This window comes from Thermomonas hydrothermalis (genome assembly GCF_900129205.1).
In the GTDB taxonomy this organism is placed as follows: Bacteria; Pseudomonadota; Gammaproteobacteria; order Xanthomonadales; family Xanthomonadaceae; genus Thermomonas; species Thermomonas hydrothermalis.
The window spans coordinates 67,490-88,417 of record NZ_FQUK01000001.1; the positions used below are offsets into that span (position 1 = coordinate 67,490).

The following is a 20,928-nucleotide window of genomic DNA, read 5'->3' on the forward strand; positions in this document are numbered from 1 at the left end:
GCCATGTTGACCTGCCCCTGAGACAGCCCACGTACCGACATGAATAACGCACTGGCCCTTGCCCATTCCCGCCTGCTGGCGCCCGCCGGTCTGGACAGCACCGATCTGGAGCGCGCGTTTGCCGCACTGCTGGGGCCGGGGATCGACTTCGGGGATTTCTACTTCCAGCACAGCCGTCGTGAGAGCTGGAGCATGGAAGACGGCATCGTCAAGGACGGTGCGCACAGCATCGAGCAGGGTGTGGGGGTGCGGGCGATCGCCGGCGACAAGACCGGCTTTGCCTATTCCGATGCATTGGAGCCTTCCGCCTTGCTGGCATCGGCGCAGACGGCGCGCGCCATTGCCCGCGATGGGCGGAAGCCCCGGCCGCAGGCCTTGACCGCGCAGGGGGCGCGCATCCTGTATCCGGCACTGGATCCGGTCGATGCACTGGACAACGCCGCCAAGGTCGAGGCGCTGCGGCGGGTGGATGCACTGCTGCGGGCGCTGGATCCGCGCGTGCGGCAGGTGATGGTAAGCCTGACCGGCGGTGTCGATACGGTGCTGGTGGCGCGCAGCGATGGCGTGCTGGCCGGCGACGTGCGGCCGCTGGTGCGGATGAACATCCAGGTGATCGTCGAGCAGCACGGCCGCCGCGAATCGGGCTATGCCGGATTCGGCGGACGCTATTCCTATGCGGAGCTGCTCGCGGATGGCAAGCCGGAAAAATTCGCCCGCGAGGCGCTACGGCAGGCGCTGGTGAATCTCGACGCCATTGATGCGCCGGCCGGCACGATGCCGGTGGTGCTGGGGCACGGCTGGCCGGGCGTGCTGCTGCACGAGGCGGTCGGCCACGGTCTGGAAGGCGACTTCAATCGCAAGGGCACCAGCACCTATGCCGGGCGCATCGGTCAGCGGGTGGCGGCAAAAGGCGTCACCATCGTCGATGACGGCACCCTGGACGGCAGGCGCGGGTCGCTCAGTATCGATGACGAAGGCACACCGACGTCCTGCACCACCCTGATTGAGGACGGCATTCTGGTGGGCTACATGCAGGACACGCTCAATGCGCGGCTGATGGGCATGGCGCCGACCGGCAACGGCCGGCGTGAATCGTTCGCACACCTGGTGATGCCGCGCATGACCAACACCTACATGCGTGCCGGCAGCCACGACCCGGAGGAGATGATCCGGTCGGTGAAAAAGGGCCTGTATGCCGTCAACTTCGGTGGCGGTCAGGTGGATATCACCAGCGGCAAATACGTGTTCTCCGCCACCGAGGCATATCTGATCGAAGACGGCCGCATCACCGCGCCGGTGAAGGGCGCCACCCTGATCGGCAACGGCCCCGACACCATGCAGAAGGTGACGATGATCGGCCATGACTTGGCCCTGGATGATGGGGTCGGGATCTGCGGCAAGGACGGGCAGAGCGTGCCGGTCGGCGTGGGCCAGCCGTCGCTGCTGATTTCCGAGCTGACCGTGGGCGGAACCCGGGCAGGCTGATCAGCCGTGCGTGTCCTCGTCGTCCTCGCCTTCGTCTTCGACCGGTTGATCGGCCGGATCAGCGCTGCCTGTCCCCTCCTGCGCCAACAGCGCACGCAGGCTGCGGAACAGCGCACGGAAGGCGCGCGGCGGCTTGTTCTTCGCCCGTTCCTCGCGGGCATTGCGGACCAGCTGACGCAGTTGCTGCCGGTCGGCCTGCGGGTACGCGGCCAGCAGATCGGTCAGTGCGGCGTCGCCCGCATCGCCCAGCAGCGCCTCGCGCAGGGCTTCGGCGCGATGCAGCAGTGCGGCTTCGCGGCGGGCGGTCTCACCGTCCTTGTGCATGGCGTCGCGGATCGCATCCAGCACGGTGTCGTCCAGCTTGCGCATCTGCTTGGCCAGATAAGCCAGCTGGCGTTTGCGTGCGATATGCGAGGTGATGCGGCGGGTGTCGTGGATGTGCGGCAGCAGGGTGTCCGGCACCGGCAGCCGCGCCAGTTGCGCATCGCTCATCGCCGCCAGCTGCTCGCCCAGCGCCAGTATGTCCAGCGCCGCCCGACGTTGCGCGCTGCGGCTGGGGCTGAAGTATTCACCGGTTGTTTCGTCACGTCCTCGCATTCGCACAGGATAAGCCATTCGAATGAATACCCAGACGCATCCCTCGATCCCCGTATCCGATGACAGTCATGCCCGGCTGGCGGCCCTGGCGGCGACGGCCCGGCAGTTGCTTGACCGCGCCCGGGCTGCGGGCGCCGACCAGGCCGAGGTCAGTTGTCATGAAGACACTGGCCTTGCGGTCAATGTGCGCATGGGGGAGGTGGAAACGGTGGAGGCCACCCGCGATCGCGGCCTTGCCATCACCGTGTATTTCGGGCAGCGCAAGGGCAGTGCCAGCACCGCCGATCTGCGCGAAGACAGTCTGGCGGCGACGGTGGCGCAGGCCTGCGCGATCGCCCGCCACACCGAGCCCGACCCCTGCGCCGGGCTGGCCGATGCAGCACTGATGGCGACCGACCTGCGCGAGTTCGATCGCTGGCATCCGGCGCCGCTGGATGCCGCACGTGCCATCGACCTGGCATTGGCCGGCGAGGCCGCCGGACGGGCGCTGGATGCGCGCATCGACAACTCCGATGGCGCTTCGATGAATGCCAATGCATCACTCAGCGTGTATGCCAACTCGCATGGATTTCTCGGTAGCGAGCGCTGCACGTCCTACAACCTGGGCTGTGTGCTGATCGCCGGGCGTGGCGAGGCCATGCGGCGCGATGGTTGGTACAGCGTTGCGCTGGCGGCGGAGGATTTAGAAACGCCGGAAGCGATCGGCCGCAAGGCAGCGCAGCGGGCGCTTGATCGCCTGGATCCACGCCCGCTACCGACCGGGGAAGTTCCGGTGCTGTTTTCTGCCGAGATGGCGCGCTCGCTGATCGGCAGTTTCATCAGTGCGATTTCCGGCGGCGCCTTGTATCGGCGCGCCAGCTTCCTGCTCGATAGCGTCGGCACCCGGGTGTTTCCGGCGTGGTTTGCCATCGAGGAAGATCCGTTTTTGCCGCGCGGGTTCCGTTCCGCCAGCTTCGATGCTGAGGGCGTGGCCACGCGCCGTTCGATGCTGGTCGAAGACGGCATCGTCCAGCGCTATGTGTTGGGCAGTTACGCCGCCCGCAAGCTTGGGCTGGCCAGCACCGGCAACGCCGGTGGCGTGCACAACCTGCAGGTGCGCGCCAATGCGGGCGATCTGACCGCGCTGGTGGGCGGTCTGTCGCGCGGGCTGCTGGTCACCGAACTGATGGGGCAGGGCGTCAACCCGATCACCGGCGATTACTCACGCGGTGCGGCCGGGTTCTGGGTCGAACAAGGCCGGATCGTGCACCCGGTGGAGGAAGTCACCATCGCCGGCAACCTCAAGGACATGTTTGCCGCGATCGAGGCGGTGGGCAGCGATGTCGATCCGCGCTCGCACGTGCGCACCGGCTCGATCTTGGTAGGCCGGATGACCGTGGCCGGGCGCTGAGTCATTCCTGCCGGCGCGGCTGTCAACCGTAGCAGCCGGTGGTGCGTTGCAAGGCCGTCCCCGCAGCCAGAGGTGAGGCCATGACGATGCTGTCGGCCACCAGTGCCGCCAACCGGTTTGGAGTCGGCGCCAGGCCCGGCGATCTGGAGCAGATCGATCGCGATCCACATGCCTGGCTGTTGGCCCAGCTGCGCCCGACGCCGCTTCCAGCGGCCCTGACCGGCCTGCCGTCCAGCGCCGACTATCTGGGCCAGTACCGCCAGGTGCTTACGCTGCGTCAGCAGGTTCGGAAACGTGGCGCAGACGGCGATGCGCAAGCAGCGCGCATGGAAGCGGCGCGCCTTCTGCGTCAGGGTGTGTTGCGCGAGCTGGTGCTGCGCCAGCAGGTGGCCGTGACCACGGCGGACGGGTTCCGCGAACGGCTGGTGCGGTTCTGGTCCAACCATTTCGCGATTTCCGTGGATAAACGGGTGGCAGCGCTGTTTGCCGCACCGATGGAACGCGAGGCGATCCGTCCGCATGTCACCGGCCGTTTTGTCGATCTGCTACGTGCGGTCGAGCGCCATCCCGGCATGCTGCTGTATCTGGACAACGCGCAATCGGTGGGCGATGACTCGCCGGCAGCGCAGCGGGCGCGGCGGCGCATGGCGGGTGCTGCAGCGGGGCGGCGGCGCGGGCTGAACGAGAATCTGGCGCGGGAAATCCTGGAACTGCACACCGTCGGGGTGGACGCCGGCTACACCCAGCAGGATGTCACCGAGTTTGCCCGTGCGATCACTGGCTGGAGCGTGGCGCCCGGCGCAGGGGATGCGTTCGTGTTCCGCGCTGCCGCGCATGAACCGGGGGCGCGGCGGGTGCTCGGCAAGACCTACCGGCAAGCGGGCGAGCAGCAAGGGCTTGCGATCCTCGACGACCTGGCGGTGCATCCGGCCACCGCTGGCCATGTCAGCCTGAAACTGGCCCGGCATTTCGTCGCCGATACTCCGCCGCCGGCGCTGGTGGCGCGTATGCGCAAGGCCTGGTTGGACAGCGGCGGCGACCTGCCGACCGTGTACCGAACGATGCTGGAAGACCCGGCGGCCTGGCAGGCCCAGGCGCGCAAGTTCCGTACCCCGGACGACTTCATCCTGGCCGCACTGCGGGCCTGCGGACTACACACCGACGACGATCTGGGGCTGGCGCTGCGCTTGCAGGGGCAGCTTGGGCAACCGGTGTTCCAGCCGCGCTCGCCGGCCGGGTTTGGCGATCTGGCGGCCGACTGGGGAGGGCCGGATGCCCTGTTCAAGCGGGTCCAGGCCGCCCAGGCGCTGGCCAACCGGATGTCAGAGCCAGCGGGTATCACCCCGCTGGCGCTCGGTCAGGCGGTGCTGGGGGAGGCCCTGGACGGGCAGACCGCCACGGCATTGCGGCGGGCCGAATCCATCCAGCAGGGCGTGGCGTTGCTGCTGGCCAGCCCGGCGTTTCAGTGGAGGGCATGACCATGCGGATCAATCGACGTGGGTTTCTGGGATGGAGCGCCTCGGCGCTGGCCATGGCGGCACTGCCGAAGTTTGCTCTGGCCGCCACCAGCGCCGAGGACACCCGGTTTTTGCTGGTGCTGCTGCGCGGAGGGCTGGATGGCCTGCATGCCCTGCAACCAGTGGGCGACCCGGCATTCCCGGCATTGCGGGGCGCATTCGCAGCCAGCCCCGGTCAGGTGGCCGCGCGGCCACTGAATGCCGATTTCGCGTTGCACGGCAAGCTTGGCTTCCTGGCCACGCTGTATGGCCGGGGGCAGTTGTTGCCCGTCGTGGCGGTGGCGCCACCGTACCGGCAGCGCTCGCACTTCGAGGCGCAAGACTGCGTTGAGAATGGTACGACCGGTGGCGGCGGCACCACCGGCTGGCTCAACCGCTGCGTGGCGGCGCTGCCCGGTGGCCGGGGTGTTTCGATTTCCGCGGTGATGCCGCTGGCGATGCGCGGCCCAGCGCCGGTCGAAACCTGGTCACCGCCATTAGGCAACCGGATCGACCCGATTCTGTGGCAGCAGTTGCAGGTGCTGTATGCGGCCGACCCGGTCCTGGCACCGACCTTTGCCGCCATTGACGTTGATATGGCAGGCATGCGTGCAAGTCCCGGCGGTGCCGGTCTGCGCCTGCCGCAGGCGATGGCGGCGGCAGCCCGCTTCATGGCCGACCCGCATGGCCCACGCATCGGTTTCGTCGAGGACACCGGCTGGGACACCCACAGCGGCCAGTTGGCGGTGCTGGATCGCAAGCTGGCTGAGCTGGATGCCGGTCTGCAGGCGTTTCACGACGGCGCCCAGCCGGTCTGGCCCAGGACGGTGGTGGCGATCGTCACCGAGTTCGGCCGCACGGCGGCCATCAACGGCACCGGCGGCACCGATCACGGCACCGGCGGGGTGGCATTCCTGGCGGGCGGGGCGGTTGCGGGTGGGCGTGTCGGTGGTGACTGGCCGGGGCTTGCGCGCGCCCAGCTCAACGAAGGCCGCGACCTGCGCGCCACCACCGACCTGCGTGCCCTGTTCAAGGGTGTGCTGGCCAGTCACCTGGGGCTGGCGCCGGACGTGTTGGCCCGGCAGATCTTCCCGGATAGCGCCGCGGTAGCACCCATGTCGGGCCTGGTGCGGGCCGGGTGACCGGAAAGCCCGGTGATTTGCGTTTCGGGCTCATGGGGATACCCAACTCCGCTTCTCACACAGGGCAATAATCCAATGAACGACATCACTGCCAGTCAGGACGATCGCAACCTGGCCATGCTCACCCACCTCTCCGGCATCCTGTTCGGGTTCATCGTGCCGCTGATCATCTGGCTGACCAACAAGGACAAGCCGGAGAAGCGCTGGCTCACCACGCAGGCGCTGGAAGCGCTGAACTTCCAGATCACCATGGCCATTGTCTTTATTGGCTGCATGGTGCTGACGGTGATCCTGATTGGCGCGCTGCTGACGCCGCTGGTGTGGATCCTCGACCTGGTGTTCTGCATCATCGCCGGCATGGCGGCCAGCCGCGGCGAGAACTACCGCTATCCGTTTGCGTTGCGGCTGCTGTCCTGAAGGCTCAGCGCGCCGATTCCTGACCCGTCGTTGCCTCTGCAGCGGCGGGTTTTGTTTGTTGCGGATCCGCAGTGGGTGCGCCTGGCGCATCTGCGGACTCGGTGCGCTCTAAGATCAGCGTCGTCTGATTTGATTCACCGCTGCATATACCGTCATCATGCATGCAACGACGTAATGCATACGTCTGTGGATGGGAGCGTTGAGATGGAGATGATGGAGCCGACCCAGACGGGCGAAGTCCGCCAAGACGAACGCTGGTGGGCCGCCAGCGCGCATGCGGGGGCGCTGTTGCTGGCCTTTCTGACCAGCTGGATGGCAGGGGTTGCCGGGATGGTCGCGGGGCTGGTGGTCTATCTGCTGATGCGTGATAGATCGGCTTTCGTGGCCGAACATGCCCGCGAGGCCTTCAACTTCAACCTGACCCTGTTCCTGTTCGCGGCAGGATTAGCGGTGGCCGCCCTGCTGCTGCTTGGGGCCACTGTCCTCACCCTTGGTCTGGGCGCCGTGCTTACCCTGCCAGTGGGGATTGTGCTGCTGGTGTTGGCCGGGATTGCTGCGGTGGTCTGGCTGGTGTGCGGAATCATGGCCACAGTCAAGGCCCTGGACGGTCAGCGTTGGCGCTACCCGTTCAGTCTCCGTCTGCTGCGCTGAGGCGGTTCAATGTCTGCGGCGGTCAGGCCAGCAGGCGCTTGACCTTGTGCAGCGCCGCCACGAACGCATCGATTTCGTCGTGCGTGTTATAGAACGCCAACGATGCGCGGCAGGTGGTGCCCACGCCTAACCACTGCAGCAGCGGATGCGCGCAGTGCTGGCCCGAGCGCACGGCTACGCCTTCGAGATCAAGCAGCGTGGCCAGGTCGTGCGAGTGGATGCCGTCGATCGAGAAGCTGATCACCGCCGCCTTGTCGGGCGCGGTGCCGTGGATGCGCAGGCCATCGATCTGTGCCAGCGCTTCGGTGGCGTGCGCTAGCAGCTCGGCCTCGCGTTGCTGGATGGCGTCCATGCCGATCGCGGACAGGTAGTCCACGGCGGCTCCAAGCCCTACAAAGCCGGCGATGTTGGGCGTGCCCGCCTCGAACTTGTGCGGCGGGTCGTTGAACACGGTGCCGTCGAAGCGCACTTCCTTGATCATCTCGCCGCCGCCGAGGAATGGCGGCATCGCCTGCAGATGTTCGCGCTTTGCCCACAACAGCCCGGTGCCGGTCGGCCCGCACAGCTTGTGGCCGGTGGCCGCGTAGAAGTCGCAGCCGATCGCGGCGATGTCCACCGACATGTGTGGAACGGCCTGCGAGCCATCGACCACGCTGACGATGCCGCGGCGCGCTGCTTCCCGGCAGATGGCCGCCACCGGGTTGACGGTGCCCAGGACGTTGCTGACGTGGGCCACCGCCAGCAGCTTCACGTCCGGGGTCATCGCGGCCCACAGCGCCTCGAGGTCCAGGCTGCCGTCCGGCCGCAGTTCGGCCACGCGGAGCGTCGCGCCGGTGCGCTGCGCCACCAGCTGCCAGGGCACGATGTTGGCGTGGTGCTCCATCCGCGTGACCAGGATGACGTCGCTCGGCTGCAGCCGCGGCAGCGCCCAGGAGTACGCCACCAGGTTGAGCGCGAAGGTGGTGCCGCTGCACAGCACCAGCTCGTCGGCACGCACGTGTAGGAAGGCGGCCAGTGTGCGGCGCGCGCCCTCGTAGGCCTCGGTGGCTTCGCTGCCCAGCTGGTGCACCGCCCGGCTGACGTTGGCGTTGTGCTGCCGATAGAACGCATCCACCGCCGCGATCACCGCCGCCGGTTTCTGCGCGGTGTTGGCCGAGTCCAGATAGATCAGCGGCTTGCCGTGCACTTGGCGTGCCAGCAGCGGGAAGTCAGCGCGAATTTTGGTCCAGTCGATCGTCATGCGGTTCCCAGACGTGCCAGTGCCGGTTCCAGCGCCTGCTCGGCCTGTGTGCGCAGGGCCTCGTCAGGGAACAGGCGCAGGACGTCGCGGGCGAACGCGGCGGTCAGCAAGGTGCGCGCCTGTGCCTGCGGCAGGCCGCGGGAGCGCAGGTAGAACAGCGCCTGCGGATCGAGCTGGCCGACGGCGGCGCCGTGCGCGGCCTTGACTTCGTCGGCATGGATTTCCAGCACCGGCTGGGTGTCGATTTCCGCGTCCGGCGATAGCAGCAGGTTTTTGTTGGCAAGCTCGGCCGCCGAGCCGTCAGCGCCGGCATGGATGAGGATGCCGCCATGGAACACGGCGCGCCCGCGCTGCCCGGCCAGGCCGCGCCAGACCAGCTGGCTGCGGGTGTTGCGGGCGATATGTTCGATGCCCAACCGGGTATCGACGTGGCGGCGGCCATCGGCCAGCAGCACTCCATGCGCGTCGAGGCTGGCTTCTTCGCCGGCCAGGCGGACCGTCAGCAGATTGCGCGACAGGGCCGCGCCCAGTTCCAGATCGGTGCGGGTGTAGGCAGCCCTGTCCGCCAGTGTCGCTGTGGTGTGGGCGAACAGGGTGGCTTGCGTGGCGGCGTGCTGCACGCGCAGGTGGACGAGCCGGGCGTCCTGGGCCAGGTCGGCCAGCAGGACGCTGTTGCCGAGGTGGGCGTGGGCCCCGGCGGCGCGTTCGTGTTCGACTAGTGTCAGCTGCGCACCGGGCTGCAGTTCGATGCGATGACGCAGGTGCCAGGCCGCCTCTGCACCATCTTGCGCAGCCCCGACGCAGACCAAATGCAGCGGGGTGGCCACCTGCACGCCGGCCTCCAGGCGGATCAGCGCGCCTTCGTGCGCCAGCACGGCATTGAGCCGGGCAAACGGTTCCCAGACAGGCGTTTGGTCATCTTCGGGTCTGGCAGCGATTGCGGTGTCGTCGCGGACGCGCAGCGATGCGCGTGGCTGCACCGAAAGCCCGGCGGGCAGCCCGGTCAGATCGCTCAACGTGGCATCGAAGTGGCCATTGACGAACACCATCCGCGGCGCCGGGATGTCGGCCAGCAGGGTCGGGTCGATGCGAGTGGCGCTGGCGGGCACGAAGCGGCGCCGTTCCAGGGCACGCAGCGATGTGTATTTCCACGCTTCCGCACGTGCCGGCAGCCCGTCGCGGAGGATGGCGTCCAGTGCCTCCTGCTGCTGCGGGTCACAGGGGAAGGCGTGCAGCGAGTCGAGCAATGCGCTCATCACGCCGCCTCCGGCCCGATCCGCTGCCGGATCCAGTCGTAGCCGTGCGCTTCCAGTTCCAACGCCAGCTCCGGGCCACCGCTTTCGACGATGCGGCCATCGGCCAACACGTGCACCACGTCTGGCTTGATGTAGTCCAGCAGGCGCTGGTAGTGGGTGATAACCAGAAAGGCGCGGTCGTTGGAGCGCAGCGCGTTGACACCGTCGGCCACCGATTTCAGCGCGTCGATGTCCAGGCCGGAGTCGGTTTCGTCGAGGATTGCGAGCTTCGGTTCCAGCAGCGCCAGCTGGAAGATTTCGTTGCGTTTCTTCTCGCCACCACTGAAGCCCTCGTTGACACCGCGGTGCAGCAGCTCGTCTTTGAGATGCAGCACCGCCAGCTTCTCACGCACTTTCTTGAGGAACTGCATCGAATCCAGTTCCGGCTCGCCGCGGGCCTTGCGCTGGGCATTGAGGGCAGCGCGCAGGAAGTACGTGTTGTTGACGCCGGGGATTTCCACCGGGTACTGGAAGGCCAGGAACACACCGGCGGCGGCGCGTTCTTCCGGCTCCAGTTCAAGCAGGTTTCGACCTTCGAAGGTCACGCTGCCGGCCGTCACTTCATAGCCGTCGCGCCCGGCCAGGATGTTGCCCAGCGTGGATTTGCCAGCGCCGTTGGGGCCCATGATGGCGTGCACTTCGCCAGGGTTGACCTCCAGCGACAGGCCCTTGAGGATGTCCTTGCCGGCGACGCGGGCGTGTAGGTTGTCGATCTTCAGCATGGTCTTTTCAATCCAGTTGATGGCGTGCGGCCAATGTCGGCGCGCACATGCAGGGCGTCAGCCGACCGCGCCTTCCAGCGACACGTCCAGCAGTTTCTTGGCCTCCACCGCAAACTCCATCGGCAGCTCACGGAACACCGATTTGCAGAAGCCGTCCACGATCATCGACACCGCATCTTCTTCGCCGATGCCACGGCTGCGGCAGTAGAACAGTTGGTCGTCGCTGATCTTGGAGGTGGTGGCTTCGTGCTCGACGGTGGCGGTGGGGTTCTTCACCTCGATGTAGGGGAAGGTGTGCGCGCCGCAGGTCTTGCCGATCAGCAAGGAATCACACTGGGTGTGGTTGCGTGCACCTTCGGCGGAGGCCGCCACTTTCACCAGCCCGCGGTAGGTGTTCTGGCCATGCCCGGCGCTGATGCCTTTACTGACGATTTTCGACTTCGTCCGCTTGCCGATGTGGATCATCTTGGTGCCGGTGTCGGCTTGCTGATAGTGGTGGGTCAGTGCGACCGAGTGGAACTCGCCCACCGAATCGTCGCCAGTCAGCACGCAGGATGGATATTTCCAGGTGATCGCGCTACCGGTCTCTACCTGGGTCCAGGTCACCTTGCTGCGCGCGCCGCGGCATTCGGCACGCTTGGTGACGAAGTTGTAGATGCCGCCGACGCCGTTCTCGTCGCCGGGGTACCAGTTCTGCACGGTGCTGTACTTGATCTCGGCATCGTCCAGCGCCACCAGCTCCACCACTGCCGCGTGCAGCTGGTTTTCATCGCGCATCGGCGCAGTGCAGCCTTCCAGATAGGAAACGTAGCTGCCGGCTTCCGCAATGATCAGGGTGCGCTCGAACTGGCCGGTGTGACCGGCATTGATGCGGAAATAGGTGGACAGCTCCATCGGGCAGCGCACGCCCTTGGGGATGTAGACGAAACTGCCATCGGAGAACACCGCCGAGTTGAGGGCGGCAAAGTAGTTGTCGCCCACCGGCACCACGCTGCCCAGATATTGGCGAACCAGCTCGGGATGCTCGCGGATGGCCTCGCTCATCGAGCAGAAAATGATGCCGCGCTCGGCCAGTTCCTTGCGGAAGGTGGTGCCCACGCTGACCGAGTCGAACACGGCGTCCACCGCCACCCCGGCCAGCCGGGCGCGCTCATGCAAGGGCACGCCCAGTTTGTCGTAGGTGTCCAGCAACTCCTTGGGGACTTCGTCCAGCGATTTGTATTTGGGCCCCTTGGGGGCACTGTAGTAGGACAGTGCTTGCAGGTCGATCGGCCCGATCTTGAGCTTGGCCCAGTCCGGCTGGCGCATGGTGAGGAAACGGCGGTAGGCCATCAGCCGCCATTCGGTCATCCATTCCGGCTCTTCTTTCTTGGCCGACAGTGCGCGGATGATGTCCTCGTTCAGTCCTGGCGGCAGAGTGTCGCTTTCGATCGGGGTGATGAAGCCAGCCTCATACTTGCGCCCGAGCTGGGCGTGGATGGCGGCGTTGTGTGGTTCGCTCATGGGGGATCCCTCAGGACTGCGCCAGGCGCACCGGGATGCGACTGCGCGTGTGGGCGGGCGGCTGCAGCATCTGCGCCAGCGAGACATTGGCCAGCGCCTCGGCGACCACATCGTTGATCCGGCGCCAGTTGGCGCGGATGCCGCAGGCGTGTTCGATGCCGCACAGACCGTCCTGCACGCTGCATTCGGTCATCGCCAGCGGGCCTTCCATTGCTTCGACGATCTCGATCAGGGTGATCTCCGTCGCCGGTCGCGCCAGCCGATAGCCGCCGTTGGCGCCGCGGAAGCTGGCCACCAACCCGGCCTGCGCCAGCGGTTTGAGCACCTTGGCCACGGTGGGCACCTCCAGCCCGGCCTGTTCGGCCAGTTCGGAGGCGCTCAGCACCAGGTCTGGCCGTGCCGCGAGCACGGTCAGAACCACGGTGGCGTAATCGGTGAGCTTGGTGACCCGGAGCATGGCGGGTAAGACGTGAAAACGTACCGGAATTGTACGATTTCGCGCTGTCCCGGCCAAGCGCTTGGCCGCGCTTGCCGCGCGGCCCCGGTGTTCCAGCGTTCAGCCGCGCGGGAGCGGCTGGCCGGGCAGTGAGGCGGGATCAGCGCAGCCGCTGATCGATCCAGTTGGCGACGGCGTCGGTATAGGCCGACGGCAGGCCCAGCTGGTCGTTGATTTCGCCGTGCGAAAGCGCTTCCGGCAGCACCTGCATTGGCACGCCCAGCGTGCGCCCGTGTTCGGCGAGCTTGCGCGCTTCATCGCAGGGCGGGGTCGGGATGCGGCGCGTGCTGGAGCACACCAGTAGCATCGGCAGGCCGTCACGTTGCAACTGCTGCTGCGGCGAGACCGACGCCCAGAACGCGGGGTCACTGCCGAACGCATCGCGGTACAGCGACGGCACCCGTTTCTGCGTCATCACCGCCGGCACGTCCAGCGCGCCGCTGTCCAGCGAGACCACGCCCAGCGGGGGCTGCGCGCCGGCCTGGCGCAACAGGGCCGGGTTGCTGCCCAGCAGGGCCACCAGGTGGGCGCCCGCCGAGTGGCCCATCAGCAGCGTCTTGGCCGGGTTCGCCTGCCATTGCCGGGCGTGCTGCTGGATCGACGCCACCGCTGCCGCCACGTCCCGCGCCTGCTCCAGCGGATCGGCATCCGGCACCAGACGGTTGTTCACCGAAACGAACACGCCACCGCGTGCCAGCCACCAGGTCGCCTTGTTGTTGACCACCCGGGCAAGCGCCTTGTCGCCGGTGCGCCAGCCGCCGCCGTGCACCATCACCAGGATCGGCGCGCCGGGCGTGACCCGGGCCGGGAGATAGACGTCATAGCGCTGCTTGCGGTCGGGGCCGTAGGCGATGTCGCGTTCCACCTGTGCACCGGGCGGCGGGGTTGCGCGCTCGGCGCGGCCGGCCTCGTCGTTCTGCCCGGCGCGCTGCTCCATGCGTTGGATCAGGCGCTCGCGCAGGCGCTGTTGCGGCGCGGCCATGCTGTCGGGGCTGGGGAGCAGGATCAGGGTGGTGATGACAGCGGCGATCGCGGTGAGGGTGCGCATGGTGGCGATCCTGGGTTGGGTTGCCCGAGCAACGCACGGGGACAGCGTGCGGTTGACACAGGCAAGCGGCAAGCAGAGGCAAGGATGAGGCACAATGCCGGTCTGCCACTGCGTTTGTTCTCCATGCCAAGCAAGATCCGCGTCCGGCGCTCCGCCATCCACGGCAACGGCGTGTTCGCCGTCTGGCCCATCCGCAAAGGCGAGCGCATCCTGGAATACCGTGGCCGCCGCCGCACCCACGCAGAGGTGGATGCGGGCGACAGCGGCGACATCGAAAGCGGGCATACCTTCCTGTTCACCCTCAACGAGGACTGGGTGATTGACGCAAATTTCGAAGGCAATGCCGCGCGCTGGATCAACCACAGCTGTGCGCCCAACTGCGAAGCAGTGCTGGTCGAAGACGAGGCCGACCCGAAGAAGTCGCGGGTGTTCATTGAGGCGCTACGCGATATCGAGCCTGGCGAGGAACTCACCTATGACTACGGGATCACCCTGCCGGTGCGTCACACGCCGAGGTTGAAAAAGATCTGGGCCTGCCGTTGCGGTGCGCCCAACTGCACCGGGACCATGCTCAAGCCCAAGCGCTGACAGCCCTTCAATCCTCTTCCTGGCTGGGCCGGTAGGCTTCGGTCAGCTTGCGCTGCACCTGCGCGGGGACCGGTTCGTAGTGGCTGAAGTCCAGGGTGTAGCGGCCACGGCCACCGGTGATCGATTTCAGCTCGGCGGCATAGCCCTCCAGCTCTGAGAGCGGCACCTGTGCCCGCACCACGATCTCGCCGCTGCGGGCGTCAGTGCCGTGGATGCGGGCGCGCTTGCCAGCCAGGCCGCCACTGATATCGCCCATGCAGTGCTCGGGTGCGCTGACTTCCAGCTCCACGATCGGTTCCAGCACCTGCGGCTGGGCTTTGCTGATGGCGTCCAGGAAGGCGCGTTTGCCGGCGGTGACGAAGGCCACTTCCTTGCTGTCCACCGGGTGGTGCTTGCCGTCGTACACGATCACCCGAACGTCCTGGATCGGGTAGCCGGCGATCGCGCCGCTGGCCAGGACCTGACGCACGCCTTTCTCCACCGCTGGGATGAACTGGCCGGGGATGGTGCCGCCTTTGACCTCATCGACGAACTCGAAGCCGGCGCCGCGCGGTAGTGGTTCGATCCGCAGGAACACTTCGCCAAACTGGCCGGCACCGCCGGTTTGTTTCTTGTGGCGATGATGGCCTTCGGCAGGCTGGCTGATGGTTTCCCGGTAGGCGATCCGCGGCGGCCGGGTCTGCACCTCAAGCCCATAGCGGTCGTGCAGCCGCTGCAGCATCACTCGCAGGTGCAGGTCGGACAGCCCGCGAATCACTGTCTCATTGGTCTCGGCATTGTGTTCGACCAGAAATGCCGGGTCCTCCTCGGCCAGCCGGTGCAGGGCAAGCGCCAGCTTCTGTTCCTGGCCTTTGCTTGCAGGCAATACCGCCAGCCCAAACATCGGCTGCGGAAACTCAAGCGGCGCAAGGTGAATGTGATCTTCGTCGTGCGAGTCATGCAGCACGGCGTCGAAGTGCAGCTCATCCACCTTGGCCACCGCAGCAATATCGCCCGGTAGCGCCTGGGCGATTTCGATGTGCTCCTTGCCCTGCACGCGGAACAGGTGGGCGACCTTGAACGGTTTTCTGCCGTCGTCGATGAACAGCGCGCTGTCCTTGCGCACCGTGCCCTGATAAACCCGGAAGATGCCCAGCTTGCCGACGAACGGGTCGTTGACGATCTTGAACACGTCGGCGATGACGTGGGCGTTGGGATCGGGGCGAGCCTGCACCGGCTGGGCCTGTGCGCCATGGCCTTTGACGAATGGGGGCGGATTGACCTCGCCCGGATGCGGCAGCAGGCGTTCGGCGATGTCCAGCCATTCGCGCACGCCGACACCGGTGCGCGCAGAGAGGAAGCACACCGGCACCAGATGGCCTTCGCGCAGACACTGCTCGAAGGCGTCGTGCAGCTCCTGCCCGGACAGCCCGCCTTCGCCGAGGGACAGGTAGTGGTCCATCACCGTCTCGTTGATCTCCACCACCTGATCGAGAATCTTCTGATGCCAGTCAGCGACTGCACCAAGGTCGCTCTGCACAGGGGTGCCTTCGATGAGCGGCGAAAAGCAGTCCACCACGGTGCGGCCGCCCTCAGCGGGCAGATTCAGCGGGAGCACCTCGGGGCCGAACGCCTCGCGCAGCGCGGCCAGCAGTGCGGCGTGGTCGTGGCCTGCCTGATCGATCTTGTTGATCACCAGCATTCGGCACAGGCCGCGCTGGCGGGCGTACTCCATCATCCGACGGGTGCCGTAGGCGACGCCGCTGGTGGCGTCCACCACCACCGCCACGGTATCGGCCGCGGCCAGTGCGCCCAGCGCCGGGCCGCGAAAATCCGGATAGCCGGGGGTGTCGATCAGGTTCAAGTGCAGCCCTGGGCGATCCACGCTGGCCAGTGCGGCATCAATGGAATGCCCACGCGCTTTCTCGATGGGGTCGAAGTCGGACACGGTATTGCCGCGTTCGACCGAGCCTGCCGCCTGAATGGCACCACCGGCATGCAGCAGGGCTTCGAACAGGGTGGTTTTGCCGGTGCCCGGGTGGCCTGCCAGGGCCACGTTTCGGATGTGCTGGGTGGAATGCGACATGAGCCCGAACCTCCTGTTGAATGCGTGGATGAACGTGGCGTCATGGCTGCCTGCGGCACTCGCACACGCGCACGCAGGGCGGTCATGGCTGGATGCACCATAGCGCAGGACGGCAGCAGCGGTTCGTGCGCTGCAGCATGGCGTTGTCAGTTGCCCAGGCTGACGCGAGATTGAACGGCACTTTCAGTATTCAGGTGGACGTCAAGTGGAGCGCGGCAGGGTGTTGCGTGCGTGTTTTCCACTCCCTCGCAACGGAGTTTTATATGAACCGCCCGATGATGTCCCTGCTGGCTGTTGCCCTGTTGTCTGTCGCCACATGCGCTGCAGCTCAGACCGGTGACGGTCGAAGTGCCGTGACTGCCAGCAGCGATGGCCGCTACGACGACCGCGTGCCGGATGGCGCGACGAGTTACTACGACCAGGCGCGGGTGATTCGGGTGGACCCGGTGTTTGATGAGGGTTGGACGGGGCGTGATCGCCGTTGCCGGCAGGTCACCTCGGGCCGCCGCATCGTTGGCGATGACGGTTATGTCGATGCCTATGACGGGTACGGCGCACCAGTGCGTGGCGGGTATGGCGATTACGATGGCGATGGGTACGGCGCTGGTGTGGGCAGGGACCGCCGCGACCGTGCGGGCAGTACCCTGGCCACGATCGCGGGCGGTGTCGTCGGGGCGGTGTTAGGCAGTCACATTGGTGGCGGCAGCGGTCGGATCGCGGCCACTGCAGTCGGGTCGATGGTGGGCGGGATGGCTGGTCGCGAGATCTACGAGCAGTCGCGGCAAAATCGCGACCAGTCCCGGTTAGGCACGGTGACGGTGTGCGATCCGGAGCCGGTGCGTGACGGATACGGATATCGTCGTGACCGCGGTGACGGCGTGGTGCGTGCCTACGATGTCACCTATGAATACAACGGCCGACGTTACACCCGGCGCATGGATTACCACCCCGGGGATTGGATCCGGGTGCGCGTGGATGTGATCCCGCAGTGACCGCAACGAAGTGACACCACAGCGCCCGGCGATGCCGGGCGCGCCTGTGTCAGGCCGGGGTGATCGAAGCCGGCCGGGCAGGTGTACGCACGATATGGCGCGGCATGCCGGTATCGTCCAACAGCTGTTCGATGCGACTGAACACCTCCGGGCGCGAGAACGGCTTCTTCATGAAGTCATCGGCGCCGATGCGCTGCACGTAGAACTGCTCGGTGGCCTGGGCGTTTCCGCTCATCATGATGATGGGCACGTCCTTGGTCTTTGGATCACGGCGCAAGGTGCGCAATGCGCTGAAACCGTCAATGCCCGGCAGGACGATGTCCAGGAAGATCAGATCCGGCACCTCGCGGCGGGCAATCTCCAGCCCGGTTTCGCCGTCGTAGGCCACCAGCACCTCGTAGTGGTTCTGCTGCAGCATGCGCTTGAGCAGGGCAACGATGGTCGGGGAGTCATCGACCACCAGGATGCGGGTGCCTGGCTTGGCATTGCGACAGTGGCGTTCCCGGCGGTCCGGTCCGTCGTGCGCGTCGGCCATGGCCTGCGCATCGGCGTCAGTGTGATCCGCGACCGGCGTTGTTGGGGTCGGCGGTCTCGGCGTGGTCGCGGGGGTGTCGTTTGTCCGTTTGCGCTTGAAAAAATCGAAAAAGGCCATGTCCATGCCCTCCCCAAGGCGAATGGGGGGCATTCTAGCCTGAGTGCGGGGGCGGACGTCAGCGGTGGGCGTGGTGGTCGAGGGCTAGTGCACGCAGTGCGTGCAGACGGGCCACCTTGCCCCAGGCCAAGCTGCCAGCGATGGCCAGACCCAGCAGGAACATCAGCAACAGGCCGCCGCCACTCGGTGTCAGTCGGCCACGCAGGGCCAGCAGCAGCGCGGCCAGCAGCAGGCTGACCAGGGTGGGCAGCAGGTAGGTGCCCAGTACCGCCAGCGGGCGGCGCCACAGCAACCCAAGGCCACGCCACCAGGCCTTGAGTGCCGAGCGTAGGCGAGCATCGGCGGCCAGCCAGCCACGGCCGGCCTCGATGCTGGCATGCGCCAGCACCAGCAGCACCGCCATCAGGCCCAGCGCGAGGCGTTCGCCACGCGCCACCTCGGTGGCCAGGATTGCGTGCTCGTGCAGGCGGTCATTGAACCCGAGTGCGGCGGCACCCAGCCCCAGCGCCAGCCCCAGTGGCAAAAGCGACCACAGCAGCAGGCGCAGCATCGGGCCATAGTCGGCCAGCGCGCCGCGCAGGAGATCGCCGAACCCAGGGGCGGACGGGCTACGCAAGGCGGTCACGGTGGCCGCAGTGAGCAGTGGCGAGAGCAGCAGCATCAGCCCGGCGGCCACCCGGATATTCGTGTTCAGCAGCGCCAGTGGGGCGTCCGGCGCGGTCAATGCGGCGAGCAACAGCATCGGCGCCTTGCCGGTGGCGATGGCCGTGGCCTGGGGCGAATGATCCAGCAGCGATGACAGCCAGACCCAGGCGGGCAAAGCGGCCACCAGCACGCACAGTAGAGGGAGCAGAATCCACAGCAGCAACAGGCGCCATTGCCATGCGGCGGTCAGGGCGCGGGCCACCGCGGTCGATGCGCGAAGCGGGCGTTGGGGATAGGACATCGGGGGTGCCTCGTTCAGAGGGTGGCCAACAGGACGAACAGCGAATGCAGCAGCGCGGTCAGTTCGCTGAACCAGCGCCGTGCGGCCTGCGGCTGTGCGGTCAGGGTGCGGCCATTGTTGAGCGGGTTGGCATCCATGCGGATGCGGTCATCCGGATCGAGCTGGGCCGACACCGCCTTGGCCGGGGTCACCAGCGTAAAGCGCTGCCAGCTGCCCTGCGCGGTGACCGGCAGGTCGCGATGGCGGCCGTCGGCGAAATGGATGCGCAGTGTCTGCGGTGGTTTCACGGCATCGCGCCGGACCACCACCACGGTGCGATAGGGGAACGGCCCCTGCCAGGGTTTGGCATTGGGATGCTGCTGCGTCCAGCGCGTGCGATAGCGCTCGATGGCTTTTTCGATGGCCTGGCTGCTGACCAGCACCTGTCGGCCCTGATAGGTGTGATACCCCGGGCGCGGGAGCACTTCCGCGCTGGTCAGTTGGGTGATGCGGTCATCGGTGCGGCCGGTGCCATAGACGTAGGCATCGAAGGCGGCGTTGACCAGGTCGGGCTTGCCGGTGCCTTCGGCGAGCGCCTGGCGCAGATCGGCGATGGACGGGTGGCGGAACTTCCAGCGTTCATAGTAGAGCTTCATCGCCCGCGCCATGGCCGGCGTGCCAACCAGGGCTTCGATCTGGCGCATGGCGGTGGCGGTGCGTGAGTACACCGTTCCGTAGCTTGCGCTGGACAGCCGATCCCAGGAGTTTGCGCCGAGCGGGTCGGCTGGGTCGGTGAGGCTGGCACCCAGGCGCTCCATGTCGAATGGGGTGATCCGGGTGCCGATCCCGAACCACCGCAGCCACGGCGTTGTCAGCACGAGATTCTGGCCGCGCGCGGTCATCATGCGCTGGTCCCAGTACTCGTTCATACCCTCGTCGAGCATGGGTTCTTCGAACTCGTTCGAGCCGAGGATGCCGTAGAAGTAGCCATGGCCGAACTCGTGGATGGTGACGAAATCCAGCATGTAGCGCTGCAGGCTGCCCGGAGTGACCGTATCGGTGCTGTCGGCGGTGAAGAAGGTGGGGTACTCCATCCCGCCGGCTTCCTGCGCGCCATAGGGTGGCACCACCGCGGTCGCGGTTTTGTACGGATACGGGCCAAGGGTCTTGGAGAAGTAGTCCAGCGAGTCGATGGTGGCCTGCAGCACCGGCTCGGCGTTGCTTTCATATTCCGGGTTGTAGAGCACCTTGACCTCGACCGGGCCCAGCGGGCCGTTCCAGGTTTTCACCAGCGGCTTGGCGTAGCGCTTGTCGGCGGTCCAGGCGAAGTCGTGCACGTCGTCCTGCATGTACCGGTGCGTGACCTTTCCGTCACGCTCTATCGGCGTGCCGACCAGCTGGCCGGTGGCGCCGACGGTGTAGCCCTTCGGTACGGTGATGCGCACGTCGTAGCGGCCGTAGTCGGCGTAGAACTCGCTGTGCAGGTGGAACTCGTGGGCGTTCCAGCGTGGCGTGGTGGCGCCACGCTCGCCTGGCAGTTCCAGCACGCCGATCTTGGGGAACCACTGCCCGACCAGATGGAAGCTGCCGTAGTAGCCGGTGCGGGCGACCACCCGCGGCAGCTGGTCGAAGAAGTCGATGTCCAGCGTGGTGCTCCCACCCGGCGCCACCGGCTGCGGCAGGTCGATGCGGATCACGCTGCGGTCGGTCTTCGGGCCGCCATCCGGCTGCACGAAGGTCCACTTCGCGGGCTGGCCGCCCTGCACCACCTTGTCCAGGCGGATGTAGCCGTATTCGCCGTCTTTGGTGGGCACATTGCTGCGGAAGCCCTGCTCGCTGGCCCGCTGCTCGGTCATGAAGGTGCTACCAGGGCCCTCGAAGGCGTTGAGGTACAGGTGCATGTACACGCTGCACACCGGCTGCGCGCTGCGGTTGCGCCAGGTCAGCTGCTGCTTGCCGCGCACGGTGTGTTTGACCGGATCCAGTTCGGCGTCGATCGAATACGCCACGACGCGGTCGGACAGAGTGGCGGCGTTGGCCGGGCGCGGCCCGCCCCAGGCATCCGGGGCACTGGGCGCGCGTACCGCAGCGGCATTGGCGGCAGCCAGCGGAATGGTCGGACAGGTGGAGGCGGGCGCTGGTGCGGCCTGAGCCAGCCAGGGCAGGCATCCGAGCAGGACGATAAGGGCGGCAGTGGCCCGACGGCAGCAGTGCATGGGATCCC

At 66.8% G+C, this 20,928-nt stretch carries 19 protein-coding genes; 8 read left to right on the plus strand and 11 right to left on the minus strand.

Going from position 1 to position 20,928, the window contains the following annotated elements:
• The first annotated feature begins 39 nt into the window (after positions 1–39).
• Positions 40–1,485 (plus strand): metalloprotease TldD, encoded by a 1,446-nt coding sequence (gene tldD, locus BUA29_RS00330; RefSeq protein ID WP_072754644.1) that lies wholly within the window; start codon positions 40–42, stop codon positions 1,483–1,485.
• On the opposite strand, the gene yjgA is transcribed toward tldD, so the two are convergent.
• A complete protein-coding gene (gene yjgA, locus BUA29_RS00335) occupies positions 1,486–2,082 on the minus strand; it encodes a ribosome biogenesis factor YjgA (protein ID WP_072754645.1) in 597 nt (198 codons plus the stop codon).
• Between the two features lie 22 nt (positions 2,083–2,104).
• Here yjgA and pmbA point away from each other — a divergent pair, with 22 nt between their 5' ends.
• From pmbA to BUA29_RS00360, 5 genes are all read left to right on the plus strand, one after another.
• Entirely contained in the window at positions 2,105–3,472 is a 1,368-nt protein-coding gene (pmbA, locus tag BUA29_RS00340; protein WP_072754646.1) for a metalloprotease PmbA, read from the plus strand.
• Positions 3,473–3,552: 80 nt separating this feature from the next.
• Positions 3,553–4,950, plus strand: a complete 1,398-nt coding sequence (locus BUA29_RS00345) for a DUF1800 domain-containing protein (RefSeq protein ID WP_072754647.1) — start codon at positions 3,553–3,555, stop codon at positions 4,948–4,950.
• Positions 4,951–4,952: 2 nt separating this feature from the next.
• On the plus strand, positions 4,953–6,110 hold the full coding sequence (locus tag BUA29_RS00350) for a DUF1501 domain-containing protein (RefSeq protein ID WP_072754703.1): 1,158 nt from the start codon (positions 4,953–4,955) through the stop codon (positions 6,108–6,110).
• Positions 6,111–6,185: 75 nt separating this feature from the next.
• Positions 6,186–6,527 (plus strand): DUF4870 domain-containing protein, encoded by a 342-nt coding sequence (locus BUA29_RS00355; RefSeq protein ID WP_072754648.1) that lies wholly within the window; start codon positions 6,186–6,188, stop codon positions 6,525–6,527.
• A gap of 210 nt (positions 6,528–6,737) precedes the next feature.
• Positions 6,738–7,178: a DUF4870 domain-containing protein gene (locus tag BUA29_RS00360; RefSeq protein WP_072754704.1), complete on the plus strand. Its 441-nt coding sequence runs from the start codon at positions 6,738–6,740 to the stop codon at positions 7,176–7,178.
• A 22-nt stretch (positions 7,179–7,200) separates the two neighbouring features.
• Here BUA29_RS00360 and BUA29_RS00365 read toward each other — a convergent pair whose 3' ends face one another.
• The 6 genes from BUA29_RS00365 to BUA29_RS00390 all read right to left on the minus strand — a co-directional run bounded on the left by BUA29_RS00365 (position 7,201) and on the right by BUA29_RS00390 (position 13,482).
• A complete protein-coding gene (locus tag BUA29_RS00365; protein WP_072754649.1) occupies positions 7,201–8,418 on the minus strand; it encodes a cysteine desulfurase in 1,218 nt (405 codons plus the stop codon).
• Positions 8,415–9,674 carry a Fe-S cluster assembly protein SufD gene (gene sufD / locus BUA29_RS00370; RefSeq protein WP_072754650.1) on the minus strand — a complete coding sequence of 420 codons (1,260 nt, stop codon included), beginning with the start codon at positions 9,672–9,674 and terminating at the stop codon, positions 8,415–8,417. Before sufD ends, BUA29_RS00365 begins: the two co-directional genes overlap by 4 nt.
• Positions 9,674–10,435, minus strand: a complete 762-nt coding sequence (gene sufC / locus BUA29_RS00375; protein ID WP_072754651.1) for a Fe-S cluster assembly ATPase SufC — start codon at positions 10,433–10,435, stop codon at positions 9,674–9,676. Before sufC ends, sufD begins: the two co-directional genes overlap by 1 nt.
• Before the next feature lie 57 nt (positions 10,436–10,492).
• Positions 10,493–11,938, minus strand: coding sequence for a Fe-S cluster assembly protein SufB (gene sufB, locus BUA29_RS00380; RefSeq protein WP_072754652.1), 1,446 nt, complete (start codon positions 11,936–11,938; stop codon positions 10,493–10,495).
• Between the two features lie 10 nt (positions 11,939–11,948).
• On the minus strand, positions 11,949–12,395 hold the full coding sequence (locus BUA29_RS00385) for an SUF system Fe-S cluster assembly regulator (protein WP_072754653.1): 447 nt from the start codon (positions 12,393–12,395) through the stop codon (positions 11,949–11,951).
• 139 nt (positions 12,396–12,534) lie between these two features.
• Positions 12,535–13,482 (minus strand): alpha/beta hydrolase, encoded by a 948-nt coding sequence (locus BUA29_RS00390; protein WP_072754654.1) that lies wholly within the window; start codon positions 13,480–13,482, stop codon positions 12,535–12,537.
• Between the two features lie 123 nt (positions 13,483–13,605).
• On the opposite strand from BUA29_RS00390, the gene BUA29_RS00395 reads away from it, so the two are divergent.
• The gene (locus tag BUA29_RS00395) at positions 13,606–14,070 is read left to right on the plus strand and encodes an SET domain-containing protein (RefSeq protein WP_072754705.1); all 465 of its coding nucleotides are present in this window, start codon (positions 13,606–13,608) and stop codon (positions 14,068–14,070) included.
• A gap of 7 nt (positions 14,071–14,077) precedes the next feature.
• Here the strand turns inward: BUA29_RS00395 and fusA are convergent, their stop codons facing one another.
• Complete coding sequence (fusA, locus tag BUA29_RS00400) at positions 14,078–16,135, minus strand: elongation factor G (protein ID WP_072754655.1); 2,058 nt, start codon at positions 16,133–16,135, stop codon at positions 14,078–14,080.
• Between the two features lie 353 nt (positions 16,136–16,488).
• On the opposite strand from fusA, the gene BUA29_RS00405 reads away from it, so the two are divergent.
• Positions 16,489–17,127: a glycine zipper 2TM domain-containing protein gene (locus tag BUA29_RS00405; RefSeq protein ID WP_245770466.1), complete on the plus strand. Its 639-nt coding sequence runs from the start codon at positions 16,489–16,491 to the stop codon at positions 17,125–17,127.
• 49 nt (positions 17,128–17,176) lie between these two features.
• Here the strand turns inward: BUA29_RS00405 and BUA29_RS00410 are convergent, their stop codons facing one another.
• From BUA29_RS00410 to BUA29_RS00420, 3 genes are read right to left on the minus strand one after another with little or no spacing between them, the layout of a single operon-like run.
• Positions 17,177–17,779, minus strand: a complete 603-nt coding sequence (locus tag BUA29_RS00410) for a response regulator (RefSeq protein ID WP_425443757.1) — start codon at positions 17,777–17,779, stop codon at positions 17,177–17,179.
• 58 nt (positions 17,780–17,837) lie between these two features.
• Complete coding sequence (locus BUA29_RS00415; RefSeq protein WP_072754657.1) at positions 17,838–18,725, minus strand: hypothetical protein; 888 nt, start codon at positions 18,723–18,725, stop codon at positions 17,838–17,840.
• Between the two features lie 14 nt (positions 18,726–18,739).
• Positions 18,740–20,920 (minus strand): M1 family metallopeptidase, encoded by a 2,181-nt coding sequence (locus tag BUA29_RS00420; RefSeq protein ID WP_072754658.1) that lies wholly within the window; start codon positions 20,918–20,920, stop codon positions 18,740–18,742.
• Between the last annotated feature and the right edge of the window lie 8 nt (positions 20,921–20,928).

Coding starts and splice junctions, on each gene's coding strand:
- BUA29_RS00360 (WP_072754704.1), top strand. CDS start 6,738: ATGATGGAGCCGACCCAGACGGGCGAAGTCCGCCAAGACGAACGCTGG.
- BUA29_RS00420 (WP_072754658.1), bottom strand. CDS start 20,920: ATGCACTGCTGCCGTCGGGCCACTGCCGCCCTTATCGTCCTGCTCGGA.
- BUA29_RS00355 (WP_072754648.1), top strand. CDS start 6,186: ATGAACGACATCACTGCCAGTCAGGACGATCGCAACCTGGCCATGCTC.
- yjgA (WP_072754645.1), bottom strand. CDS start 2,082: ATGCGAGGACGTGACGAAACAACCGGTGAATACTTCAGCCCCAGCCGC.
- BUA29_RS00390 (WP_072754654.1), bottom strand. CDS start 13,482: ATGCGCACCCTCACCGCGATCGCCGCTGTCATCACCACCCTGATCCTG.
- BUA29_RS00410 (WP_425443757.1), bottom strand. CDS start 17,779: ATGGCCTTTTTCGATTTTTTCAAGCGCAAACGGACAAACGACACCCCC.
- sufC (WP_072754651.1), bottom strand. CDS start 10,435: ATGCTGAAGATCGACAACCTACACGCCCGCGTCGCCGGCAAGGACATC.
- sufD (WP_072754650.1), bottom strand. CDS start 9,674: ATGAGCGCATTGCTCGACTCGCTGCACGCCTTCCCCTGTGACCCGCAG.
- fusA (WP_072754655.1), bottom strand. CDS start 16,135: ATGTCGCATTCCACCCAGCACATCCGAAACGTGGCCCTGGCAGGCCAC.
- BUA29_RS00365 (WP_072754649.1), bottom strand. CDS start 8,418: ATGACGATCGACTGGACCAAAATTCGCGCTGACTTCCCGCTGCTGGCA.
- BUA29_RS00345 (WP_072754647.1), top strand. CDS start 3,553: ATGACGATGCTGTCGGCCACCAGTGCCGCCAACCGGTTTGGAGTCGGC.
- BUA29_RS00350 (WP_072754703.1), top strand. CDS start 4,953: ATGCGGATCAATCGACGTGGGTTTCTGGGATGGAGCGCCTCGGCGCTG.
- pmbA (WP_072754646.1), top strand. CDS start 2,105: ATGAATACCCAGACGCATCCCTCGATCCCCGTATCCGATGACAGTCAT.
- BUA29_RS00415 (WP_072754657.1), bottom strand. CDS start 18,725: ATGTCCTATCCCCAACGCCCGCTTCGCGCATCGACCGCGGTGGCCCGC.
- BUA29_RS00395 (WP_072754705.1), top strand. CDS start 13,606: ATGCCAAGCAAGATCCGCGTCCGGCGCTCCGCCATCCACGGCAACGGC.
- tldD (WP_072754644.1), top strand. CDS start 40: ATGAATAACGCACTGGCCCTTGCCCATTCCCGCCTGCTGGCGCCCGCC.
- BUA29_RS00385 (WP_072754653.1), bottom strand. CDS start 12,395: ATGCTCCGGGTCACCAAGCTCACCGATTACGCCACCGTGGTTCTGACC.
- sufB (WP_072754652.1), bottom strand. CDS start 11,938: ATGAGCGAACCACACAACGCCGCCATCCACGCCCAGCTCGGGCGCAAG.